This is a genomic window from Enterococcus sp. DIV1094 (assembly GCF_017316305.2).
GTDB lineage: Bacteria > Bacillota > Bacilli > Lactobacillales > Enterococcaceae > Enterococcus_B > Enterococcus_B mangumiae.
The window spans coordinates 3,038,455-3,062,648 of sequence record NZ_CP147250.1 but is presented as its reverse complement, the minus strand read 5'-3'; the positions used below and the strand labels follow the sequence as shown (position 1 = coordinate 3,062,648).

The window sequence follows — 24,194 nt, the reverse complement described above, 5'->3', positions numbered from 1 at the left end:
GCATGGGCAATAAACGAATTTATGAACTAGCGAAAGAATGGAATAAGTCTAGTAAAGAGGTCGTTGATAAAGCGCAGAAACTTGGAATCGATGTGAAAAATCACATGGGTGCGATCAGCACACAAGACGAAAAGAAACTGCAACAAGCGTTCAACCAACCACAGCAGAAAAAGCAACCAGTACAAAAAGCAAACCAAAAACCAGCCGGACAGCAGCCAAGTAACCAAAAGAAAACAAACGAACCATCGAACCAACAAAAAAATAAAAGTAACCGCAACTATCAAGATCGCGGTCAAGGGAGCGGTCAAGTGAATCAAGGAAAAAACCAATCAACAAATCAGAAGAGTAACCAGACAGGTGGAAACACTCAAAACCGTCAAGGGAATACTCAAAGCAACAACCAAAATCGCCGAGGAAACAACCAAGGCAGCACTCAAAACCGCCAAGGTACTACCCAAGGTAACAATCAGGGAAGTAACCAAAACCGTCAAGGAAACAACCAAGGCGGCGGACAAAATAGAAACAATAATAACAATCGCGGAAAATTCAACAATAATAACCGCAATCGTTTCAATAAAAAAGGGAAAAAAGGCAAACAGCAAACATCGAACAAGCCAGCAGTCCCACCACGTAAATTCCGTGAATTACCTGAAGTATTAGAATATACAGAAGGCATGAACGTGGCAGATATCGCGAAGAAAATCCACCGTGAACCAGCGGAGATCATCAAAAAATTATTTATGTTAGGTGTAATGGTCAACCAAAACCAAGCATTAGATAAAGACACGATCGAGTTATTAGCAACAGATTACGGAATGGAACCACAAGAAAAAGTCCAAGTAGATATCGCGGATATCGACAAATTCTTTGAAGCGGACGAAGTAGATCCAGACAAATTAGTTTCACGTCCGCCAGTTGTAACGATCATGGGACACGTTGACCATGGGAAAACAACTTTACTAGATACGTTACGTCATTCTCGTGTAACAAGCGGAGAAGCAGGCGGTATCACGCAGCATATCGGTGCTTACCAAATCGATATCGACGGCAAACCGATCACATTCTTAGATACACCAGGACACGCGGCCTTTACAAGTATGCGTGCGCGTGGTGCAAGTATCACAGATATCACGATCTTAGTTGTAGCAGCAGATGACGGTGTAATGCCACAAACAGTAGAGGCGATCAATCACGCCAAAGCAGCCGGCGTGCCAATCATCGTAGCAGTCAACAAAATCGATAAACCAGGAGCAAATCCGCAACACGTGATGCAAGAATTAAGTGAATATGAATTGATTCCTGAATCATGGGGTGGCGAAACGATCTTTGTCGAGATCTCAGCGAAATTCGGTCAAAATATCGAAGAACTATTAGAAATGATCCTTCTAGTTGCTGAAGTGGAAGACTTGAAAGCTGATCCAACGCAACGCGCGATCGGTACAGTGATCGAAGCACGATTAGACAAAGGAAAAGGCCCTGTGACAACTTTACTTGTTCAACAAGGTTCATTGAACGTCGGTGACCCAATCGTTGTCGGAAACACTTACGGTCGTGTACGTGTGATGGTCAACGATTTAGGACGCCGTGAAAAAACAGCTGGACCAGCAACACCGGTTGAGATCACAGGTTTGAATGATGTACCTCAAGCAGGCGATCGTTTCGTTGTCTTTGAAGATGAGAAAACAGCTCGTGCAGCGGGTGAAGAACGTGGCAAACGTGCGATGTTAGAGCAACGTGCAGCAACTAGCCGTGTGACATTAGACAACCTATTCGAAAGCTTGAAAGAAGGCGAACTGAAAGAAGTCAACGTCATTATTAAAGCGGACGTACAAGGTTCTGCTGAAGCATTAGCTGCTTCATTGAAGAAAATCGATGTAGAAGGCGTACGTGTCAAAATCGTCCATTCTGCTGTTGGAGCAATCAATGAAAGTGATGTAACGCTTGCTGCGGCAAGTAATGCGATCATCATTGGTTTCAATGTTCGTCCAACACCTCAAGCGAAGATCCAAGCAGATACGGAAGAAGTAGATATCCGTCTACACCGCATCATTTATAAAGCAATCGAAGAAATCGAAACAGCGATGAAAGGGATGCTTGATCCTGAATTCGAAGAAAAAATCACTGGTCAAATGACTGTCCGTGAAACGTTCAAAGTATCAAAAGTTGGAACGATTGCGGGAGCCTTTGTAACAGATGGTTACATTCGTCGTGATAGCGGTGTGCGTGTGATTCGTGATGGTATCGTTATTTACGAAGGACAACTAGCAAGCTTGAAACGTTTCAAAGATGATGTGAAAGAAGTCAAAATGGGCTTTGAATGTGGTGCAATGATCGAGAAATTCAATGATCTTAAAGTGGACGATGTTATCGAAGGCTTTATCATGGAAGAAGTCAAAGTAGACTAATTTAAAAAAAGGAGGCCGCTCATTATGGCTAACTATCGTGACCGCAGAGTCGGTCAAGAAATTTTAAAAGAAGTGAATGATATCTTACGCAAAAAAGTACGTGATCCACGCGTGGAGAATGTAACGATCACAGATGTACATGTCACAGGTGATCTACAGCAGGCGACGATCTATTATAGTCTTTTATCTGACTTAGCTTCAGATAAGAAAAAAGCGCAAGAAGGGTTGAATAAAGCAAGTGGTCTGATTCGTCGGGAATTAGGACATAACATGAGCATTTACAAAACACCTGAATTGACGTTTGAATTAGATGAATCTGTTGTTTATGGTAATCACATCGATGAATTATTGCGTAATTTAAATAAAGATTAAGAAGCGAACGAACACTTTTTTCGTCTCGTAAGTCAAGAGAGGACGGATACGATCACTGTATCCGTCCTCTCTTTTTATATATTATTGATGTCAGTCCATCATCAAAGAAACAAACACGAAATACAGCGGAAAAATCCAAAATAATAAGAATCATTTTCGAATTTTTTCGCTGTATCGCTAGTAGATGAACTTTGCCGCTTTGTCCGTTTTTGGGGAAAACAGCTTTCATCGATTTAAAAGCATTGATCAGAGATTGATCGACCAGAAAGTTAGCCTACTTTTTACCAGCTAACCACCCGTATAACCAATCAAAAGGTGCAAAGAAAAGATTTTCCATAGGTGCTCCCTCCTTTACAAAAGAATACCATCTTTCTATTTACAACAGTGTGAACTTTTGTTACGTTTATGTTTCTAAAACAAAATAATCGTACATTAATCGATCAAACACGTCAGTTTATACTACTTTGTGTTATAATAATTCAGTTAATACTTAAAAGAATGGAGACCAGATAATGGAAGGCTTATTACCTTTATGGAAAGAACGAGGCATGACTAGCCACGATTGTGTATTCAAATTACGAAAAATTTTACATACAAAAAAAATCGGACATGGGGGAACATTAGACCCTGATGTGGATGGTGTTCTTCCAATTTGTATTGGTAAAGCCACTAAAGTTATTGAATACTTGACGGATTCGGGGAAGACCTACCAAGGAGAGATCACCCTTGGATATAGTACGACCACCGAAGATAAATCTGGAGAGATCGTCGAACAGCAAGCAGTAGTCGAAGCGTTGACAGAGGCCCAAATCGATGAAGCGATGGCTTCTTTTGTCGGTGAGATCACACAGATTCCGCCAATGTACTCTGCCGTGAAAGTCAACGGTCGCCGTTTATACGAATATGCACGAAATAACGAAACAGTGGAACGCCCTGTTCGAACAGCACACATCTATCGGTTTGAACGAACCAGTGAGCTTGTATGGTCAAAGGAAACAGGTACAATTTCTTGGCGCTTTAAAGTAGAATGCGGCAAGGGTACTTATGTCCGGACGTTAGCTGTTGATACAGGAAGTAAATTAGGCTATCCTGCTCATATGTCCGATTTGACGAGAACAGCAAGTGCGGGGATGGATCAATCACAAGCAATCACGCTCGCTCAAGTAGCCGCTTATATGGAAGCAGGAACGATCGAAGAGTATCTTCTGCCAATCGAAACAGGCGTGGCGAAATTCAAACAGGTTGAGATCAATGAGGCAGTATGGCAAAAAGTTAAAAATGGAATGCGCCTAGATTACCAAGTATTTGGTCTGCCAGAGATGCCATCAGAAGAAATCGCGCTTTTTTATCAAGGAAAAGTAGTGAGTATCTATCAACCAAATCCAAAAGAAAAAAATAAGTTGAAACCAAGCAAAGTTTTAAGAAATGAGGTTTAATGTAAAAATGGAAATCATCAAAATCAGACACCCTTACCAAGCTACTCAAATTCCGAAAGAAGACGTCGTATTGATCTTAGGTTTTTTTGACGGTGTTCATTTAGGACATCAGAAAGTCATTGAAATAGGTCGGACGATTGCCCAAAAAGAGGGTCTGAAATTGGCATTGATGACATTCAATCAACATCCGTCAATCGTCTTTAAAAAAATCAATCCAAGCGACGTTAAATACTTGACTACCTTGGAACAAAAAGAAGCAAAGATGGCAGAACTTGGTATCGATTATCTTTACGAAATTGAATTTACTTCTGCGTTTGCTCATCTGGCTCCTCAAGATTTTGTGGATCAGTACATCGTAGGACTAAACGCCAAGTATGCTGTTTCTGGCTTTGATTATACCTACGGACCGAAAGAGATTGCGGATGTTCCTCATCTTCCTGGTTATGCGAAAGGTCGCTTTGAAGTCGTTACTGTACCAAAAGAGCAGCAAGAAGGAGAAAAAATCAGCTCGTCACGTATCCGTGAAGAGTTAGACGCCGGAGATGTTGCAACTGTTGCTAGCTTATTAGGCTATCATTATGAAATCGATGGGGTAGTTATTCATGGGGATGCCCGTGGTCGATTACTAGGATTTCCAACAGCCAATGTCAAAGTCAAAAGTACCGTTCATTTACCAAAAGTAGGTGTCTATGTTTGTGAAATCAAGGTTGGTGACACTTGGTACCCAGCGATGGGATCAATCGGACATAACGACACATTCGGTGATGGCCGTGAATTGACAGTCGAATTGTATATCTTAGATTTTGACCAAGATATCTATGGCGAGCATGTCTATATTCGCTGGCATGAATTTATTCGCGATCAAGTGAAGTTTGATGGCGCAGAAGCTTTGATCGAACAATTGCGAGCAGATGAGCAAATAACTGCTGAATTTTTTGAACAGACGAAGTAATTGAATCAAGTTTTTGAAATGGAAAGAGGCTGATCGTACAGTCTCTTTTTTTGTTTTGAAAATCATTATGCAATTTTCATGGTGCGTATGATTTGCTTTCCCCCACACTGCGTAGTGTACACTGTCTTTATAGCTGATTATAAACAAATGAAAACATTTGTTATTTTCGTAAATAAAGAAAGGATGTCCGTGATGTATAAAGAACTAGAAAACAAAGTAGCAGTAGTAACAGGTGGGTCGAAAGGAATCGGTACAGCGATCTCTCAGCGATTTGGAGAAGAAAAGATGCGAGTAGTCGTAAACTATCATTCCGATGCTGAAGGGGCAGAAGAAGCGGTCAAAACGATTGAACAAGCGGGTGGAGAAGCTGTAGCAGTCAAAGCTGACGTAGGGACAGAAGAGGGCGTACAAGCATTAATCGATCAAGCAATTGAAACTTATGGCCAATTAGATGTATGGGTCAATAATGCCGGGACTGAAAACCAAAAGCCAACACATGAATTAAGCTTGGAAGAATGGGAAACAGTGATGCAAGTCAACTTGACAGGCGTCTTTTTAGGAACAAAGGCGGCCATCAATTACTTCAAGAAACACAATGTAAAAGGCAATATCATCAATCTTTCATCCGTCCATGAACAAATCCCATGGCCAACTTTTTCACATTATGCTGCATCAAAAGGTGGCGTCAAACTATTCACTCAAAGTGTTGCGATGGAATACGCCACTGAAGGAATACGTATCAATAGTATTGGTCCGGGAGCAATCAAAACACCGATCAATGCCGAAAAATTTGATGATCCAGAACAAAAAGCGACAACAGAAAGCATGATTCCCATGGAACGCATCGGAAAACCAAATGAAGTTGCGGCTGCCGCTGCCTGGTTGGCTTCGGATGAATCAAGCTACGTCACAGGTATCACACTATTTGTAGATGGTGGTATGACGCTTTATCCTTCATTTCAAGGTGGGAAAGGGTAGGGATTGATCAATGGGAATCTTGATTGCATTAATACCAGCGATTGGTTGGGGAATCCAACCGCTTGTTTTGAAAAAAATTGGTGGGCGTCCCACAAATGAAATATTAGGTACAGGGATAGGGGCATTGTTAGTTGGCCTGATTGTTCAATTGGTGATGTCACCAGGTGGTATTTCAATTTCCACGTTTTTGATCAGTCTTTTATCGGGATCATTTTGGGTCATTGGACAAATCGGCCAGTACACCACATTCAATTTGATCGGTGTTTCAAAAACAATGCCAATTTCGACTGCGATGCAACTTGTTGGAACCTCTTTGATCGGTGTTTTCGCTTTTGGTGAATGGTCAGGGACAACAGGGAAAATCATCGGAGGTGCGGCGATCGTCTTACTAGTGATTGGCTCGGCATTGACAGCAATCACCGATGGAGGAAGCAAACAAGGTGGAATAACGAAAGGCATTTCGATTCTTGCCTCTACGAGTATCGGTTATTGGGTATATAGTGCATTACCTAAATTAGTCGATGCAGACGGGGTAGCAATCTTCTTTCCACAAATGTTAGGTGTGTTCTTAGCAGCAGCCATCTACGTCGTCTTGAAACAACCTAAAGCGTATGGAGACGATAAGAGTTGGAAAGCAACGATCGTCGGCGTCATTTTTAGTTTAGCCGCATTTGCTTATATATTTTCTGCAAACGCCAATGGGGTGGCGACTGCATACATCATTACACAAATGAATGTGGTAATTTCTACACTAGGTGGTATGGTCATTTTACATGAAAAGAAAAGTAAAAAAGAATTGAAATACACGTTGATCGGATTAGCCTTGATCGTCGGAGGAAGCATGATCACCGTGTTGATATAGAAAAAAACATAGTAAGACATTGAGAAATAAAATGTCTTACTATGTTTTATTTTGGTGTACTCAACCAGATATCTGTTTGTTTTAAAACAGCTTCGTTGAACCAGGCACCAAAACTTTGAACATAATTAAAATTACCACTGATAATAAATTCCACGCATTCATCATCCAAGACATTATAAAAGAAGTAACGATCTTCTTTATTTGAATAAACATCTTGATGATAGCTGATCATCCGATCGCGAAATTGATGCAAAGACTCTAATGATTCGTACTGAAGATAGAATTTAAGGACAACGGCACTTTCTATTACTCGATCGCTACCATCAAAGCTAGGTTTCGTTTTGAAAGAGAATTGAAGAAAATCTGACAGATCTTCTTCAGAAAATCGCCATTTTCCTCCAACTTTTGTTCCATGAAGTTTGCCTTCACGCAAATAATTGCGCACAGATCGAGTCGTTACTCCGAGTAGCTCGGCAAGTTGGTTAACTGAATAATACGGGCCCATCTTTTTTCCTTCTTTCACTTTTATTGTATATTAAAAATAACTATTACTAAGTAAATTTAGATCAATGATTTGTGAAACTAATTGACAATCGATTATATATAATCAATAAAAATAGCTGAAAAAGAAATCAAGGACATCTTTCATGTTATTATACTCAAAATAAAGTATGAAGACCATACGTTTTGAAGATTATTGTTATGTTTTCCTATATTTTCAAATAGTTATCAATAAATAAAAATACCAAGTAAATCATCAACTATCAATTTATTTCGAAAAATTGTACAAATTAAAGCACAGTATACATGTTCTTTCAAAAATAGCTGAAGTCTAATTAGGAAAATCAGCAGACTCTTAAATTTCCTCAGATTAGAAAAGATGAAACATGTAGGAAAATTATGTTTGAGTTCCTACATTTTCCTAACAAATATATTGACTTTTATATTAATAACGTTATACTAAAGTTAGGAAAAAAGAGATGATTTTTTCCTAATTGATGGAAAGGAGGAAAGTGATAGTTAGTCAACAAGAAGGAATCTATCTATGAAGGATGAATGACTCTATATTACGAATTGATGTTATACAATTGATATAGATGCTTCATAGATAAAACAAAGCTTACACCGTTCTTTTTTATTCTAGAAAACAAAGTTAGCACACTAAAAAACTCCCCTTTTTTATATAGACTAACTTTAGTTTCCTAAAAATTCCCTTATCTGCGAGGCAAATTACTTCGTCTATGGTTTGTCTCGCAGTAATCGATTGAATAAATCAACGATGTCAAGGCTTAAATCAGAATGATATAGTTTTTCAATACAATAATTCATACATTTTACATAACGTTTTGAATTGAAAGAAACTATCTATTCGCTTTTAAATGTTTAAAATCAAAGTAAATACAGGAATCAATCACCCAATTAGAATAAGGATACTGTTGTCTTTGAAATATAAATGCAAGGGTGAGAGATGATTATCGTTCCGTTCAAGTAGAGAAATTTTATTGTATTCGAATAGCTAGATACAAGGAGAGAAACCAATGAAGTTAAGCAAAGCAATCGCTTATGAAAAACTAGGTAAAACAATTTATTTATCAGCAGATGACGGAATCCTTCTATTGGAAAATGAAGTAACGACCTATATTTTCGAGCTTCTAAAGAAAGAACAGACCCTCACAGAGATCAAAGAAAAAGTGAAAGAAAAATTCAAGCAAATGAATGAGTATACAAAAGAAGTATCCGATTTATTTATTGAGAATTTTTTAGCGGATCTATTAAACCGAGCAATCATAGTGAAGTGAAGGTTTAAATACATTGTTGCATGTTTGATAATTCAACATCAAACAGCTCTACTTTTTGATATCCTGACATATTTTCTGGTATAGAAGATCTTGCAAAAAGCTTAAAGCTGTTTAATTTTGAGTTATCGAACGAAAATAGAATAATATCCTATCCATCGATCGCAAGTCAAACTTGCGGTCTTTTTTCATTTTGATAGAAGTGAAAAACAGGTTTGAAGATGATAGAAATAGGATATCCCTGTGCTTTTTTCTGTCATTTGAAAAACCTCTATGCTATATTGGAATAAATATGGTATATTTTACTTAAATAGAAATAGCGAGAAAAAATGGCTTTTCGGGAGATGGATCGAAGTATCTAGTCACATCCATTCATTTTTTATCATATAAATGATATCGGTTACATCGATAGTGCATATCTGTGCATCACGATCGTAACCATTTAGACGATAATTGAAAAAAAGATGCGTATTTTATTAAAAAGGATTGGTACTCAAAATCAATGAACAAGTCTAGTGAGGAGAAGACGGATATGGCGAAAAAAGTTGGGATTTTATCGATAGAAGGATATGTAAAAGGAGCAGAACGGTTGGTAGAACAGATTGCACTAGCTGCCCCTGAACAAGAAATCGAATTGCTAGCAATTAGTTACACCGAAGAACAAGTGATAGAAACAAAGTTGGGTCGAAATGCCAACAACTGGCATTTGTTTGATTGTTCGTATTTGAGTATGGTAACTAATCAAGCAAAGTATGAGTTTATACAATCATTAAAAAAAGATAGCTACGATTGCTTGATCGTCTTAGGTGGTACTACGAGTGTTGAGTTTGCAAATGAACTACGCAATCATGGATTTCCAGTAATCACTGTGCCAGTCTCAAACTATTTGGACTATCCGAGTGGTGACTATACAGTAGGCTCGGATACATTTATCAACGGAGTGACGAAAGTGATTGATCGAATCGTCGATACCGGACATTCTCACCAAAAAGTGACGTTTATCCAAATTGATGATACTCACAGTGGGAAAGTAACGAGAGAACTATCTTTGACGAATGAAATCGATGTTTGTATTGCCAGTGAATTTGATCTAACGACGAATAAAAAATATCTGTTGAAACATATGAGCAGTCATCCTATGTACTTTTTACTGAACCGCTCAGTTAGTTCGATCGAATCTTTTGTTGCAACATTTTGCCCCGCCTTATCAGACTATCGAAGCATTGTTTTAGACAATTTAGCGATTGGCCAGTCGATGGTCACTGCTTTTGATCGGATTGCTGTGATCAAGTTGGGACACGCGGTAACTCACTTGCTAGATGATGGGTGTTTGGATGCAGAACTATATTTCTCGAATGGGAAAGTGTTGCTTGAACAATCTCTCTATGATAAAAATACGGAGAAACAAATCGCGAAATAAACAGTGTAATACCTTCCTCACAAGATATCTAATTTATGATGAACCAAATCTTTTAGTGCTAAATGCAATCAACAAGTATAACGATCAGTAGCTATGAAAAAGTCTTAATTCAAAATGACATTTGAGTTAGGACTTTTTTTATTGTTATTTAGCAAAAGCATTAGATAAAAATTTTTATAAAATACTCTTTTATATATCTCCGTAACATGTTATTATATTTACACAAAACAGTTATTTTATGTTAGGTTGTATTCTTTTGCCGTATTTAGAAACAGTCTGGAATATTATAAATTTTAGATTTACTTTGAGCAAACGAGATTAATTTTTCTCACTTGCTTGTCAGATTTAATTTTGTTTTGTATAAAAAATATCTTGTTATTATATGGGGAGAAATGAAAAGATTTGGTTATCGTAAAAAATATGAATGGATCGGATTAGGTATGCAATTAGCATTAGTAGCGATCGGTTTGATCTATTACTTTTGTATCTATCGTTAGGGGAATGAAAAATGAAAATAATAGTAAAGAAACGTTTAAGTGGCGTTCCTCTTGAAAAAAGGAAGGACACCGCGCAAAAGGTTATTGAGAAACTAACACCACCGAAAAAAATTATATTACCAATGTCCATGCATCTTGGAAAACCTGCTAAAGTTGTGGTCAAAGTGGGTGATAAAGTGGCAATTGGTACAATCGTTGGTGAAAAAGACGGACTGATATCTGCCAATGTTCATAGTTCCGTTTCAGGAGTCGTCAAAAAAATTGAAAACCGGATGATCAATCATCAATCAACTAAGGTAGTTATCATAGAAAATGACTTCTCAGATCGCATCGAATCATTACATACAAAAAACAAAGAGTTACATAGCATAGTAGAAAATGCAGGAATCGTTGGTATGGGAGGTGCTGGCTTTCCAACGAATGTAAAGCTACAACCTAATGACGAACACCCTATCCATACTTTGATCATCAATGCGGCAGAATGTGAACCAGCTATTACCAGTGATCGACGATTGTTGATTGAAAAAACAGAAGAAATAATAAAAAGTATCCAACTTATTTTAGATACGTATCAAATTGAAAAAGCAATGATTGCGATTGAAAAATCATCAATGGAAACAATCGCCCATTTGCGTAAAAATTTGACCGACCCACGTATCCAGTTACATATACTCGGTGATCTATACCCACAAGGCGCAGAAAAATTAGTGATCAAACATGTATTATCTCAAGAAATTCCTAAGGATAAGCTACCTTTTGATTTAGGTGTGATCACACTAAATGTAGCGACCGTTCACAGTATTTTTATTGCTTCAGTCAAACAAATCGCTTCCGTAGAACGAGTTGTAACAGTCTCAGGAACACCAATCAAAGAAGGGAAAAATTTGTGCGTACGGATCGGCACACCAGTGGAAGCATTGATTGATGCTTGTGGTGGATTTACGTCCTCACCTCGTAAGGTGTTAAACGGTGGACCAATGATGGGCAAACTGATCCAATCATTAGACGAACCAGTGACAAAAACGACAAATCTGATTTTAGCATTATCTGAAAGGGAGGCAACGATTCCTGAGGAACAAATGTGTATCAAATGCAGTGAATGTGTAAATGCCTGTCCAGTCGGCTTACATCCAATCTTGATCAGCCAAGCATTTCGTCATCAAGATCTACAAACAGCTGAACAACTAGGTGCGTTAAATTGTTTGGAATGTGGTGCGTGCTCATTTATCTGTCCTTCAAAAATCGATTTATTAAAAGATATCAGAGCGGTTAAAAATCAGATCATGGAGGCAAAAAGATGAGTGAACGATATACAGGTAATGGAACGGTCAATGGGCCACATATCCGTAATGGGTGGACAAGTCAGTGGAAAATGAAACAAGTGTTGATTGCACTCTTATTTCCAACGACCGGCGCGCTTTATTTCTTCGGTTGGTATTCTTTGGTGATGATCACTACTAGTATTATCACTTGTGTGTTACTCGAAACACTTGTCCAAAAGGCGACCAAACAACCAGTTACGATCAATGATTTAACAGCTGTGATCACCGGTTGGCTCCTCGCTTTGACGTTGCCAACTAGCGCACCTTTGTGGACAGTAGTTATCGGAGATTTTATTGCTATTGTTCTTGTAAAGCATCTAGGCGGGGGATTAGGACGTAACTGGATCAATCCAGCAGTAGCAGCACGCGTACTACTAAAGCTCTTTTTATCTCCTTGGATCACTAATTGGATCGCCCCAGGACCAGATGCAGTCACGACTGTAACACCACTCGTAGCGCTCGGACACTTTTCTCGAGAAGTTAGTGTAACTACCCCCGAATGGTGGAAACTATTCTTAGGGATCGACTTAGGTGGACCAATGGGCGAAACGAGCAAATTGCTTCTATTAATCGCTGGCGGTTACTTGATCCTGCGAAAAATAATCAATCCATTGGTTCCTCTATTGACGCTAAGCGCATTTTATCTTGCGATTTTGATTTATAGCCAGTTCAATTTTGTTTTTGCCACAGCACATTTACTCAGTGGCGCATTGATCATGGCATCGGTCTTTATGGTTACAGACTATACGACTTCCCCTATGACAGACAAAGGAAAGTATTATTTTGCTATCGGTTGTGGTGTGGTTTGTGCCATTTTGAGAATCGTCTTAGATTTACCAGGTGGCATTGGAGTAGCGATTGTTGTCATGAATCTAGCGGTACCGTTCATTGATCAATGGACCATGCATCGAGTCTATGGTGAGAAAAGATTGAAGATAACTTCAATAATTGATAACAAATAGAACTGTCACCCGACTAGAGAAATTTAGTCGGGTATTTTAATATGTAGTTCTACTTAACTATCTTTTTGTGAAAGAAATCAAAAATTTCACCCATGAATGAAATTTTTGGTTGTAGAACGATTCATTTATTTGCTACTCTACAAGGGATATCGTTTGTTATTTTATCTTGTGTTGAAACAGAAAAAGTAACACTATTCCAAATGATAACGAAATACTTTCTATTTAGAATGATAACTAATCATGTCTAAATGAAAAAAGATTGGAGAGTCAAATGAATAAACTACAACTAAAAATGATGCTATGTTTTCTGGTTCTGTTTTTAATAAACCTACCAGTTAATGCAAAAGCTGAAGCAACGAATGAGTTAGTTGATCGAAAAAATTTTTCATCTCAACACACCGATTGGTTAGATGCAACAGATGTGACTATTTTTGGTGAGCATGCATTACAACATGGAAGCTTAGAAGATCAGTCAGATTCATTACAAAAAATTATCGATCGCACTAATTCTTTAACCAAACAGCTATATATTCCGGCTGGTACGTATATTATCAATAAAAATGTAGTGTTAAGAAGTGGCCTCAAGATCAGAGGAGAAGAAGAGAATCCAACAATATTGAAAAATGAAACAGGACAAAACGTTTATTTGTCAGATGAAAATTATCAGACGAGCCAAAATATTGAGATTCAGTTATTATTTTTCGACGGAGTAGGAATTTTTACACGTTTAGCAAATAATATCACCATCAATGATAATGTGTTTTATCATCCTGTCTCTTTGTACCCGATCAACTTACAGACGTCCAATGGGGCAACCATTCAGAACAATATCTTTATGAGAGACCATGACCATGCAACGCCAGATACAGAAAATCGTGCAATCTATATTGGTGGTTTTTCGACAGTTGGAAGATATGAATATATGGAAAATGTAGAGATTACAGATAATCTATTTGGATTACGGATCAATGAGTTAGAGGCAATCAAGAGCTTTAGCAATCCTGAAATCATCAAAACCATTGATCGTCTACAATCTGCGTTAGAGTCTAAGCAAATCGCTCTTGAACATAATGAACAAAACTATCTTTCTTGTGCTGTCAATTCATATAGTAATTCGAAAAATGTTTTGATAAAAAATAATTTCTTCCAGCAAATGTACGAGAATAAGGATCGATATGGTGTGGTGGGCGATCATGCCATTTATCTAAGAGGATCACAGAATGTTCAGGTTGTAGGCAATCACGTTCGTGGATTGCAAAATGGACCGTATGGTGGATTTAAATTCAAATCAGGACGTGACATCACGATCATGAATAATTATCTACGTAATACAGGTATTATTATGTACGAAACACCAGAATTCGGACTAGGTGATAGTTTTGCTCAAGGGCAAGTAGCTGAGTTATCGAATTGGTTAGTAGCAAATAACGTCTTTGATTTTAAAGAATGGCAGGATAAATACGCGATTGGGATAGAGTATAATCGGCATACTGGAAAAGACAATGTATTTAATGGGGTATTCATTGATAATAAATTTATCAATTACCACAATATTCCTGCTAACCGCAGAAGAGAGCTGCTGATCATGAATCAAGCTTCTGAAGGTTTTAAAGGAGAGACAACGTATGTTTCTGGCAATACACGTGATGACACGCCTGATCGTCAATTGAATGTTGAGTTTTGGTCCTCAGCAGAGTATGAAAAAATGCCAAAGGATTGGAGAAATTTGATTGATTCCACGCTGTATGACCAATATAAAGGAGCGGAAGTACCAATACAAGATGCTTTTCCTATTGGGCAGACGGTTGAGATTGTTTTAGGAGAATCATATGATCCGTTTGATTTTGTTGATCACACCCATACAGAAGAAAATGATCGCCCTGAAATCACTATTTTGAACCCTGAAGTTCTATCAAAGGTTGGTCAACACCAGCTAGAACTAATGCTTTTCTATCCAAATGGGCGAACAGTCCGTGCGATAGCAAATGTGACGGTTCTGTTTCAATAAAAAATTTTAGGTGGTCCCACAAACACGTTGAAACTTTTGGAGAAATTACTTTCTTCCAAAAGTCAGAAGAATTAGAAGCGTTTCTGCCAGATAAAGATTCAGAAGGAGTCATTTTATAAGAAATACTATGTTTGCAGGACCATTTTTGATTGAAAAGGCATTGCCAATGAACTTCGCTAAATAGGTGATTCTAACAAAAGAACAAACGTATGAAGTTGCTCATATTTTTTTGCATTAATAAAATAAACCAAAATTGGTTGCACATAAAAAAATAGCTCGTAAAAATCAAGAAACTGTTCAAGTTTTAGGATTTCACGAGTTATTTTTTTATCGATTTTTTAGCAGTCATATTTGTAACAAAAAATAAGCAGCAAGTAAGTAAAATGTTCCAAAAATGAATCCGCCACTATGATATACTTAAAAAAACAAGAGGTGAGACAATTGTTGGTAAACGTAGTTGAAAAAAACAAAAAGAACATCGTAGTGATTGAAATGGAAAATCATAAACCACTGATTTTTGATACTGCCTCTGCCTTAGATTTGGCAATGTCATTAAATTATCATTATCAAACAACTGATATCATTCTAAGGAAAGAAGCCATAATCAATGGATTTTATGATCTAAGTTCAGGAATAGCAGGAGAAATTTTGCAAAAATATATCAATTATGATATCCATTTAGCAATCATTGGTGATTTTAATGAAGGCAGTCAAGCGCTGAAGGATTTTATTCGAGAAGCAAACCAAGGGAATAATTTCTATTTTGTATCAACTTTTGAGGAGGCTGTGGACTGCTTGGGGAAATGATTGTTTTGAAAAATTATAAAAACTGAAGGAAGGATAGTAAATGAATAGTCAATTAATTATTTTGCGTGGCAATTCTGCAAGCGGAAAATCTACCATCGCATCAAAAATTAGAGCATCATTTCCTCGAGGAGAAGTGATGCTGATCGCTCAGGATGAAGTCAGATTAAACATCCTCAACGTAAAAGACCGCATAGAAAATCCTACGGCTGACTTGATCCAATCCATCGCATTATTTGGGCAAGGGAAATTTAAAATCATTGTGATAGAAGGGATACTAGGCAGTCATATTTATAAAGAGATGTTTGTTGAGCTAGTTACGAATTTTCAACAGAATGCGCATATTTATTACTTTGATATCCCTTTTGAGGAAACAGTGAATCGGCATAAAACAAGAGAGAAAAGTGTCCAATGGGGTGAAACAGTCATGAAAAAATGGTGGCTGGAAAAAGACTATTTGAGATTAGACAATGAAAAAACAATAACTGGTGATATGTCAGAAGAAGAGATTCTCGAAATGATCTTAAAAGACCTCGTAAAATGTAATAGTTAGTTATGTAGTATAACTAAAAATAATCCATACTTTATAATTTTAGAAGGTAAATAATTTGAGCCAGAACAAAGAGAAGAATATTAGAATATAGTTAATAGGATAGAATTCAGAACTTTTGCGTATATTTATAGAAAGCCATTTAATCAAAAGGTCGCTCGCTCATACGTTCCTTAAAGCTTATCAACAGTGTAATTTTGGAGAAAACTGATGAAAGTAGTTGAGAATAAAAAAATACAGGTTTGAACTTATAGACTAAAAGAAAAGAGTGGACAAATGAAAAAAATGTTTTTGATAAGTCAAGTTCTATTAGGTGTTAATACGTTTATGTTGATTGTAATGCCCTTTATTTTGAGTGTATTGAGTAACTTATTTCCTAAATTTGTTGATAGTGATATTGTATTATCATGTATAGGGTTTTCGCTGTTGGGAATATATATTACTGCTCCGTTTGGTGTAATCATGTTAGTGGTATATACTCTATATCTTTGGTACCAAGAAAAAAAGAAAGATCGTTCTAAAACTACTTAATTAGCTGAGGAGTTAAGTAAGGATAAATGACAAAACTAGAAAAATAAGGGAGTGATTTTTGTAAAACATTTATCCTATCGTTAAAAAGACATTTTAATATCCTTCGAAAATTGATTAACAATGCTTGTAAAGGTACATATGATGACTAGAAACTTAGAGGAATTGGAGGGAAAATTAAAAGACTGAAAAAGAACAAGTACAGCAAATCGTAAACAGCGTAAATAATTAGTGAAACATAGCTCGGGTCGTAGAAAAAGTTATTGTTGCTCAAAGTGTTATAACGTCAGTACGAGGTAAAGCATTAGCTGGAGAGTCATTATAGAAAATTTAGATGTAGTATCCGAAAAAGACTATTTTTTTTACATAAACTTTTGACAGTAGATATGAAGAAGGGATTAGGTAAGTAAAAGTGATATATTTAGAGGCTCGAATACTCTTATGTTTCTTAAGTCTCATGTTTTTCAGTATAGGTATCAATTTTTTATTGAAAATAAAAAAATAGTACGAAAAAATCTTGATAAAGGTTTATCAAGATCTGATTATACGAAGGCAGAAACTTATTTAACTAAATATAGGTTTTATGTATATTTAGGATTTTATACTCTTGTACTTAACTTAATATTATTACGTTTTAACTAATAATAAGCATTTTTTATTATTCTAGTTAAGATTCGTCCTTAGACAAACGATTAAATTTATTAAATACATGATAAGTAACGAAAAATTGGAAATGAGGTGTTTTATGTTTAAGAAAATTCGAAACATAAGTATAGTGTTGTTTATAATAAATTTGTTTATATTAGTAGTTGTTCCAATTGTATTTTCGGTTATTTTTAAAATTTCTCCTCATTTAGATCCAAGTCCAAATGGCTTAGGTGTTGTGCCACTACTAGCTGTAATTTTAGGTGTATTTTTTGTGAGAGTAACTGGTCCTATTATGTTTATTATGCTGCTGATCGATATAGCTTGTAATGTAAATGTAAAAAATAGTCTTTAAAATCAGTTGTCGGAGTAGAAATATGTGTTAGATACTTGAAATGCAATTTATACATATTAAAAAAAATGTGAAATTGATTCATGACTATATAGAAAAAGCGACTAAAATTTCAAGTATTAAGAATTGGCAGTCTATGATTTGAGTCTGCTAAATATTTTTATTCGATTATTTAGCAAACAAAAATATAATTCAATTGGTTAAGACTTTGAATAATGAAAAGGTATTTATTTTATGAAAATTCTTGTAAGAGGTGATTTTGTAAAATGATAGATCAAGATCCTTTTGTGCTTAAAGTTGGTTGGAGAGAATCAATAAAAATGATATTTTTTGGAGTATTATTGATAACTCTTACAATAGCCGGACTTATATGGCTCTTTTACCCTTTTTTTAGTGCTGAAGATACATGGGATATGCTGGTTAATAGTATCTTATTTTTAGTAATAGTTTTAACTGGAGTACCATTTTTAGTATATTTAATAAGTGTCCTTTCATTTGGTTTAGTAAGTACAGGATTTTACAACATTGTAAGATTAAAAAAATATGATGGATTGATTTATAGGTTAGATGAAGATGGGTTAGCATATTTTGAAAACAACAAGTATCATTTGAAAAAATGGAATGAAATATCAGATGTAGGCTCTTTTAAGCAAGAAGATACGGAAAATAAAGTACTTTATAAATATGAAATCAAGTTTACAGATGGAACGACTCATGAATTTGATTTAAGAGGGAAATATCCTACGAAGGAATTTAAAGGCGTCATTGAACGTTATTGGTTATTTTACAATCATTGATGGGTGTTTTATGGTCTCGATAAGTAGATGATTCTACATTAGGGTATATGATTTTAAACAGAATGAAATAATGAACTTTCAAAAGCTATTCTATCCGAGTAATCATGAAAACCACACTGGAAATTTACAGCCAAGTCTCCACGACAACTAAAGAAAAAATAATCCAAGAAATCGATTCTTGGATTTTTTAGTGGATTTGTTTGTTAAATACGTTTAGTATGCGTATATAAGAGGTCGTGAAAGTGCCGGTTAGCTCCGATGATAATAAGAAAGCAATTTTCGAAACAGCTTTTCATGTTTTGAAAATTGCTAGCTTATTTCAAGGAGTTGGCACTTGAACACCGTTTAAAGAGTGGTCGAAAAGCAGTACGACTTTTTGACGTAAGGAGAAAGAAAATCAAATGAAAGAAACAAACAAATCCGCAGAACATAAGGTTTCTGCTTATATCCATATCCCGTTTTGTGAGCATATCTGTTATTACTGTGACTTCAATAAAGTGTTTCTTGAAGGTCAGCCGGTCGATGAGTATGTGGAGATGCTGTTAAAAGAAATGGCGATTATGATGGCGCGCCGTCCATTCAATGAGTTGGAGACTTTGTATGTTGGTGGTGGGACACCGACTTCGTTATCGGCGAAGCAGCTAGATCGGTTACTGTCTGGCGCAAGAGAGATTTTACCTTTTAATGAAGGAAAAGAATTTACGGTTGAAGCGAATCCGGGTGATTTGACGAGAGAAAAGTTACAAGTTATGAAGAATTACGGAGTAAATCGTTTATCAATGGGTGTCCAAACGTTTGATAATCGTTTATTAAAAAAGATTGGGCGAAAGCATACGGCAGAAGATGTCTATGAAACGATGCGTTTTTTAGAGGCGGAAAATTTCTCGAATGTCAGCATTGATTTGATTTATGCGTTGCCTGGACAGACGTTAGAAGGCTATCGTGATACATTGGAGCGGGCATTAGCACTAGACTTGCCACACTATTCCTTATATTCATTGATTTTAGAGAACAAAACGATGTTCATGAATTGGGTTCGGCAAGGGAGATTGCAGCTGCCGGATCAAGAGACGGAGACTCGGATGTTTGAAGAAACGATCGAGGCGATGGAGAAACATCAACGTCATCAATATGAAATCAGCAACTTTGGCTTAGCTGGTCACGAATCGCAACATAATTTGATGTATTGGAATAATGACCATTACTTCGGATTTGGTGCAGGAGCAAGTGGTTATTTGGACCATACTCGGTATCGCAACAAGGGGCCGATCCAACATTATTTACGTCCGTTACGTGAAGGTGAATTGCCTGTTTTGGAAAAAGAAGAGTTGTCACGAAAGAATCAAATCGAAGAAGAGATGTTTCTTGGGCTAAGAAAAAAAGTGGGCATTGAAAAGCAACACTTTTTAGCACGTTATGGCCAATCGCTTGAATCGTTGTATCAATCTGTCCTTGACGAATTAGTGGAGGAAGATCTATTAGTGAATGAAAAGGATCGAGTGTATTTGACACAAAAGGGAACTTTTTTGGGGAATAATGTATTCGAGCGGTTTTTATTGGATAAAGAGTTGCCGAGTGTTTAATTGATTGTTTAAATTTTTTATAACCGATAGATAAAAAAACAAATTTACTAAGTGTTTTACGGAGAGAAAGCTTGATTTTAAGGGGATTTGAGTCAATCATTAATTGGTTAGCACTCTGTATGTTAGAGTGCTAAAAAAGTGGGTTCTTTTCCTTGACACTTTTTGGTCTTCTTGCTATATTTATAAGTGGGTTAGCACTTAGAAGATAAGAGTGCTAATGAGAGGTGAGAAAGATGTTGACACAGCGACAAAGTGATATTTTACGTCTGATCATCCAAAACTATACGAGTAGTGGGGTGCCCGTTGGTTCCAAAACGTTAATGGCGGAAGGAGTCGAGGCAAGTCCAGCGACGATCCGTAATGATATGAAGGCTTTAGAGGATGAGGGTCTTTTATTGAAGACACACTCTTCATCTGGACGTATACCGTCTGCGCTGGGTTATCGTTACTATGTGGATCATCTCTTACGACCTGCTCGTGTAGCAAATGATGATTTGCACCAAATTCGACAGTCTTTAAACAAGGAATTCCATGAAATCAACGAAATCATCAAGCAATCAGCTGAGATCTTATCTGAGTTGACTAGTTACACTACTTTTTCGTTAGGACCCGAGATTAAAGATCGCCGTTTGACCGGTTTTCGCATCGTACCATTGAATAGTCGTCAGGTCATTGCGATCGTGGTGACAGACAATGGAAATGTGGAAAGTCAGGTTTTTACTCTTCCTGAAAACTTAGGTAGTCAGGACTTAGAGAAGATGGTTCGTATTGTCAATGATCGTTTGGTCGGTGACCCGTTAGTGACCGTATACAATAAGTTGCGTACGGAGATTCCGATGATCTTACATAAGTATTTCCAAACGACAGAAGGGATGTCTAATCTCTTCGACACAGTTTTGAGTCATGCGTTTGAAGATAAAGTTTATGTAAGTGGCCAAATGAATCTGCTAAATTATGAACCACTGCAAGATGTGGATCAGTTCAAGTCAATGTTTTCATTTATGACAGATACTTACGAACTGACACAGATGATCGTACCGATGGATAGTAAGATACACATCAAGATCGGTTCGGAGTTAGGCAATGATCTATTGCAAAATATGAGTATGATCCAAGCGAGTTACGAAATCGTTGGCCATGGACGTGGGACGATTGCATTGCTCGGACCAACTAGTATGCCTTATTCAAAAATGTTAGGCCTCGTGGATGTCTATCGAAAAGAATTGGCGTACAAGCTTGCTGATTATTACCGCACGCTTGACCGTTCGGATTTTTAACAATCGAAAAAGTGACTGATCGTTCTTTTTCGAACTGAGCGATCAAGCATCTGACTGAATAAGGAAAGGAAGACTGCATCATGAAAGAAAACCAGGAAGAATTAGATCAGGAATTGAATGATACGCAGGTTGATCCAGAAACAGAAGAAGTTGAAGTTTCAGAAGAGGAAGAAATAAACGAACTTGCGAATCTCCAAGCTGAATTTGATGAAATGGAAGATAAGTTTTTACGTGCACGAGCAGAAATCGCTAATATGGCGAATCGTGGTAAAAACGAACGTGAGCAACTGCAAAAATACCGCTCACAAGATTTAGCGAAAAAATTGTTACCTTCGATCGACAACTTGGAACGTGCATTAGCGACAGAAGTTTCGGATGAACAAGGCGCAAGCTTGAAAAAAGGTGTCGAGATGGTACTTGAAAGTTTAAAACATGCGTTGAAGGAAGAAGGGATCGAAAAAATCCCTGCAAAAGGAGAACCTTTTGACCCGACATTGCATCAAGCAGTTCAAACGGTACCGGCAACGGATGATTTACCGGCTGATACGATCGTTGAAGTGCTACAAGAAGGATATAAATTACATGACCGCGTATTGAGACCAACAATGGTCATCGTCGCACAATAAAGTCATGATGGAATAGAAACAAACAACTTTGTAATAAGATAAGGAGACGTTTATTATGAGTAAAATTATCGGTATTGACTTAGGTACAACAAACTCAGCAGTAGCTGTATTAGAAGGAAACGAAGCAAAAATCATTGCAAACCCAGAAGGAAATCGTACAACACCTTCTGTTGTGTCATTTAAAAATGGTGAGATCCAAGTAGGGGAAGTAGCAAAACGTCAAGCAGTGACAAACCCTAACACGATTTCTTCAATCAAACGCCACATCGGTGAAGCTGGTTATAAAGTAGATGTTGAAGGTAAATCATATACACCTCAAGAAATCTCAGCAATGATCTTACAATACATCAAAGGTTTTGCCGAAGACTATCTAGGTGAAAAAGTAGAAAAAGCAGTTATCACTGTTCCTGCTTACTTCAATGATGCACAACGTCAAGCAACAAAAGACGCTGGTAAAATCGCTGGATTAGAAGTAGAACGTATCGTTAACGAACCAACTGCGGCAGCACTTGCTTATGGTTTAGATAAAACTGACCGCGATGAAAAAATCTTAGTATTTGACCTTGGTGGTGGTACATTTGACGTATCGATCCTTGAATTAGGTGATGGCGTATTCGATGTATTATCTACTGCTGGAGACAACCATTTAGGTGGGGATGACTTTGACAACAAAATCATCGATCACATGGTTGCTGAATTCAAAAAAGAAAACGGCATTGATCTAGGTCAAGATAAAATGGCTTTACAACGTTTGAAAGATGCTGCTGAAAAAGCGAAAAAAGATCTTTCAGGTGTTTCAAGTACTCAAATCAGCTTGCCATTTATCACAGCAGGCGATGCAGGTCCATTGCATTTAGAAATGACATTGACTCGTGCGAAATTTGATGAATTGACAGCTGATCTAGTAGAACGTACAAAAGTTCCTGTACGTCAAGCATTGAAAGATGCTGGTCTATCTCAATCAGAAATCGATGAAGTTATTCTAGTTGGTGGTTCAACTCGTATTCCTGCAGTTGTTGAAGCTGTAAGAAAAGAAACAGGTAAAGAACCAAATAAATCAGTAAACCCAGATGAAGTTGTAGCAATGGGTGCTGCGATCCAAGGTGGCGTTATCACTGGTGATGTGAAAGACGTTGTTTTACTAGACGTAACACCTTTATCTTTAGGTATTGAAACAATGGGTGGCGTATTTACAAAATTGATCGATCGTAATACAACGATCCCAACAAGTAAGTCACAAGTGTTCTCAACAGCTGCGGATAATCAACCTGCTGTAGATATTCATGTATTGCAAGGGGAACGCCCAATGGCTGCGGACAACAAAACATTAGGTCGCTTCCAATTGACAGATATTCCAGCTGCACCACGTGGTATCCCACAAATCGAAGTAACATTTGATATTGATAAAAATGGTATCGTGAATGTATCTGCAAAAGATCTAGGTACACAAAAAGAACAAAAAATCACGATCAAATCTTCTTCAGGTTTAACAGACGAAGAAATCGAACGTATGGTAAAAGATGCTGAATCAAATGCAGAAGCAGATAAAGCACGTAAAGAAGAAGTTGATCTACGCAACGATGTCGATGCATTACTATTCTCAGTTGACAAGACTTTGAAAGAATTAGAAGGTAAAGTTGACGAAGAAGAAGTGAAAAAAGCGGAGGCAGCTCGTGATGAATTGAAAGCTGCTGTAGAAGCAAACAACATCGAAGAAATGAAAACAAAACGTGATGCATTGAATGAAATCGTGCAAAACTTGACAGTTAAATTATATGAACAAGCTGCACAACAACAAGCGCAAGAAAATCCTGAAGCAGCACAAGGCGGAGCGGATGATGTCGTAGATGCTGATTTTGAAGAAGTCGATGACGACAAAAAATAATCAGTTCATGTAGTTTCACCTAAAGAGGTCAAGTCCCGCTTTAGAATAAGCCGAAGAATTCGAAAATAGCTTCTCATATTTTCGCGATTCTTCGGCTTATTTCCGAGGGGAGAATTTAGTTTGAGTATTGAAGCATC

At 37.1% G+C, this 24,194-nt stretch carries 20 protein-coding genes; 19 read left to right on the top strand and 1 reads right to left on the bottom strand.

From position 1 onward, the window contains the following. The first annotated feature begins 2 nt into the window (after nt 1–2). The 6 genes from infB (at nt 3) to DOK79_RS14470 (ending at nt 7,005) form a co-directional block, all read left to right on the top strand. The gene (infB, locus tag DOK79_RS14495; protein WP_206857157.1) at nt 3–2,405 is read left to right on the top strand and encodes a translation initiation factor IF-2; all 2,403 of its coding nucleotides are present in this window, start codon (nt 3–5) and stop codon (nt 2,403–2,405) included. A gap of 24 nt (nt 2,406–2,429) precedes the next feature. Then, nucleotides 2,430–2,777 carry a 30S ribosome-binding factor RbfA gene (gene rbfA, locus DOK79_RS14490; protein WP_010735198.1) on the top strand — a complete coding sequence of 116 codons (348 nt, stop codon included), beginning with the start codon at nt 2,430–2,432 and terminating at the stop codon, nt 2,775–2,777. 512 nt (nt 2,778–3,289) lie between these two features. Then, the gene (gene truB / locus DOK79_RS14485; protein ID WP_206857158.1) at nt 3,290–4,213 is read left to right on the top strand and encodes a tRNA pseudouridine(55) synthase TruB; all 924 of its coding nucleotides are present in this window, start codon (nt 3,290–3,292) and stop codon (nt 4,211–4,213) included. A gap of 7 nt (nt 4,214–4,220) precedes the next feature. Next, nucleotides 4,221–5,165, top strand: a complete 945-nt coding sequence (gene ribF / locus DOK79_RS14480; protein ID WP_206857160.1) for a riboflavin biosynthesis protein RibF — start codon at nt 4,221–4,223, stop codon at nt 5,163–5,165. A 192-nt stretch (nt 5,166–5,357) separates the two neighbouring features. Further along, nucleotides 5,358–6,143: a glucose-1-dehydrogenase gene (locus DOK79_RS14475; protein ID WP_206857162.1), complete on the top strand. Its 786-nt coding sequence runs from the start codon at nt 5,358–5,360 to the stop codon at nt 6,141–6,143. Nucleotides 6,144–6,153: 10 nt separating this feature from the next. Next, nucleotides 6,154–7,005: a GRP family sugar transporter gene (locus DOK79_RS14470; RefSeq protein ID WP_206857163.1), complete on the top strand. Its 852-nt coding sequence runs from the start codon at nt 6,154–6,156 to the stop codon at nt 7,003–7,005. 46 nt (nt 7,006–7,051) lie between these two features. Here DOK79_RS14470 and DOK79_RS14465 read toward each other — a convergent pair whose 3' ends face one another. Beyond that, nucleotides 7,052–7,510, bottom strand: a complete 459-nt coding sequence (locus DOK79_RS14465) for a helix-turn-helix domain-containing protein (protein WP_206857168.1) — start codon at nt 7,508–7,510, stop codon at nt 7,052–7,054. 1,033 nt (nt 7,511–8,543) lie between these two features. Here DOK79_RS14465 and DOK79_RS14460 point away from each other — a divergent pair. From DOK79_RS14460 to dnaK, 13 genes are all read left to right on the top strand, one after another. Then, entirely contained in the window at nt 8,544–8,804 is a 261-nt protein-coding gene (locus DOK79_RS14460; protein WP_206857169.1) for a PqqD family peptide modification chaperone, read from the top strand. Between the two features lie 529 nt (nt 8,805–9,333). Beyond that, the gene (locus DOK79_RS14455) at nt 9,334–10,221 is read left to right on the top strand and encodes a 6-phosphofructokinase (RefSeq protein WP_206857170.1); all 888 of its coding nucleotides are present in this window, start codon (nt 9,334–9,336) and stop codon (nt 10,219–10,221) included. Nucleotides 10,222–10,729: 508 nt separating this feature from the next. Further along, the gene (rsxC, locus tag DOK79_RS14450; protein WP_206857171.1) at nt 10,730–12,019 is read left to right on the top strand and encodes an electron transport complex subunit RsxC; all 1,290 of its coding nucleotides are present in this window, start codon (nt 10,730–10,732) and stop codon (nt 12,017–12,019) included. Then, on the top strand, nt 12,016–13,002 hold the full coding sequence (locus tag DOK79_RS14445) for an RnfABCDGE type electron transport complex subunit D (RefSeq protein WP_206857172.1): 987 nt from the start codon (nt 12,016–12,018) through the stop codon (nt 13,000–13,002). The genes rsxC and DOK79_RS14445 overlap by 4 nt, the downstream gene beginning before the upstream one ends. A gap of 271 nt (nt 13,003–13,273) precedes the next feature. Beyond that, nucleotides 13,274–15,010 (top strand): glycosyl hydrolase family 28-related protein, encoded by a 1,737-nt coding sequence (locus tag DOK79_RS14440; RefSeq protein ID WP_206857173.1) that lies wholly within the window; start codon nt 13,274–13,276, stop codon nt 15,008–15,010. A 441-nt stretch (nt 15,011–15,451) separates the two neighbouring features. Continuing rightward, entirely contained in the window at nt 15,452–15,817 is a 366-nt protein-coding gene (locus tag DOK79_RS14435; protein ID WP_206857175.1) for a DUF4180 domain-containing protein, read from the top strand. A gap of 40 nt (nt 15,818–15,857) precedes the next feature. Continuing rightward, nucleotides 15,858–16,367 carry an AAA family ATPase gene (locus DOK79_RS14430; RefSeq protein WP_206857176.1) on the top strand — a complete coding sequence of 170 codons (510 nt, stop codon included), beginning with the start codon at nt 15,858–15,860 and terminating at the stop codon, nt 16,365–16,367. Between the two features lie 1,270 nt (nt 16,368–17,637). After that, on the top strand, nt 17,638–17,892 hold the full coding sequence (locus tag DOK79_RS14425) for a hypothetical protein (protein WP_206857179.1): 255 nt from the start codon (nt 17,638–17,640) through the stop codon (nt 17,890–17,892). Between the two features lie 263 nt (nt 17,893–18,155). Beyond that, nucleotides 18,156–18,686, top strand: a complete 531-nt coding sequence (locus DOK79_RS14420) for a hypothetical protein (RefSeq protein ID WP_206857180.1) — start codon at nt 18,156–18,158, stop codon at nt 18,684–18,686. A 401-nt stretch (nt 18,687–19,087) separates the two neighbouring features. Beyond that, nucleotides 19,088–20,269 carry a radical SAM family heme chaperone HemW gene (gene hemW / locus DOK79_RS14415; protein ID WP_206857183.1) on the top strand — a complete coding sequence of 394 codons (1,182 nt, stop codon included), beginning with the start codon at nt 19,088–19,090 and terminating at the stop codon, nt 20,267–20,269. 233 nt (nt 20,270–20,502) lie between these two features. Further along, nucleotides 20,503–21,546: a heat-inducible transcriptional repressor HrcA gene (gene hrcA, locus DOK79_RS14410; protein WP_206857185.1), complete on the top strand. Its 1,044-nt coding sequence runs from the start codon at nt 20,503–20,505 to the stop codon at nt 21,544–21,546. Nucleotides 21,547–21,626: 80 nt separating this feature from the next. Continuing rightward, nucleotides 21,627–22,172 carry a nucleotide exchange factor GrpE gene (gene grpE, locus DOK79_RS14405; protein WP_206857187.1) on the top strand — a complete coding sequence of 182 codons (546 nt, stop codon included), beginning with the start codon at nt 21,627–21,629 and terminating at the stop codon, nt 22,170–22,172. A 55-nt stretch (nt 22,173–22,227) separates the two neighbouring features. Continuing rightward, entirely contained in the window at nt 22,228–24,057 is a 1,830-nt protein-coding gene (gene dnaK / locus DOK79_RS14400) for a molecular chaperone DnaK (RefSeq protein ID WP_010735218.1), read from the top strand. Nucleotides 24,058–24,194 lie beyond the last annotated feature (137 nt).

Excerpts from the sequence above, each read along its gene's own strand:
- infB (WP_206857157.1), top strand. The coding sequence starts at position 3 with ATGGGCAATAAACGAATTTATGAACTAGCGAAAGAATGGAATAAGTCT.
- rbfA (WP_010735198.1), top strand. The coding sequence starts at position 2,430 with ATGGCTAACTATCGTGACCGCAGAGTCGGTCAAGAAATTTTAAAAGAA.
- truB (WP_206857158.1), top strand. The coding sequence starts at position 3,290 with ATGGAAGGCTTATTACCTTTATGGAAAGAACGAGGCATGACTAGCCAC.
- ribF (WP_206857160.1), top strand. The coding sequence starts at position 4,221 with ATGGAAATCATCAAAATCAGACACCCTTACCAAGCTACTCAAATTCCG.
- DOK79_RS14475 (WP_206857162.1), top strand. The coding sequence starts at position 5,358 with ATGTATAAAGAACTAGAAAACAAAGTAGCAGTAGTAACAGGTGGGTCG.
- DOK79_RS14470 (WP_206857163.1), top strand. The coding sequence starts at position 6,154 with ATGGGAATCTTGATTGCATTAATACCAGCGATTGGTTGGGGAATCCAA.
- DOK79_RS14465 (WP_206857168.1), bottom strand. The coding sequence starts at position 7,510 with ATGGGCCCGTATTATTCAGTTAACCAACTTGCCGAGCTACTCGGAGTA.
- DOK79_RS14460 (WP_206857169.1), top strand. The coding sequence starts at position 8,544 with ATGAAGTTAAGCAAAGCAATCGCTTATGAAAAACTAGGTAAAACAATT.
- DOK79_RS14455 (WP_206857170.1), top strand. The coding sequence starts at position 9,334 with ATGGCGAAAAAAGTTGGGATTTTATCGATAGAAGGATATGTAAAAGGA.
- rsxC (WP_206857171.1), top strand. The coding sequence starts at position 10,730 with ATGAAAATAATAGTAAAGAAACGTTTAAGTGGCGTTCCTCTTGAAAAA.
- DOK79_RS14445 (WP_206857172.1), top strand. The coding sequence starts at position 12,016 with ATGAGTGAACGATATACAGGTAATGGAACGGTCAATGGGCCACATATC.
- DOK79_RS14440 (WP_206857173.1), top strand. The coding sequence starts at position 13,274 with ATGAATAAACTACAACTAAAAATGATGCTATGTTTTCTGGTTCTGTTT.
- DOK79_RS14430 (WP_206857176.1), top strand. The coding sequence starts at position 15,858 with ATGAATAGTCAATTAATTATTTTGCGTGGCAATTCTGCAAGCGGAAAA.
- DOK79_RS14425 (WP_206857179.1), top strand. The coding sequence starts at position 17,638 with ATGTTTAAGAAAATTCGAAACATAAGTATAGTGTTGTTTATAATAAAT.
- DOK79_RS14420 (WP_206857180.1), top strand. The coding sequence starts at position 18,156 with ATGATAGATCAAGATCCTTTTGTGCTTAAAGTTGGTTGGAGAGAATCA.
- hemW (WP_206857183.1), top strand. The coding sequence starts at position 19,088 with ATGAAAGAAACAAACAAATCCGCAGAACATAAGGTTTCTGCTTATATC.
- hrcA (WP_206857185.1), top strand. The coding sequence starts at position 20,503 with ATGTTGACACAGCGACAAAGTGATATTTTACGTCTGATCATCCAAAAC.
- grpE (WP_206857187.1), top strand. The coding sequence starts at position 21,627 with ATGAAAGAAAACCAGGAAGAATTAGATCAGGAATTGAATGATACGCAG.
- dnaK (WP_010735218.1), top strand. The coding sequence starts at position 22,228 with ATGAGTAAAATTATCGGTATTGACTTAGGTACAACAAACTCAGCAGTA.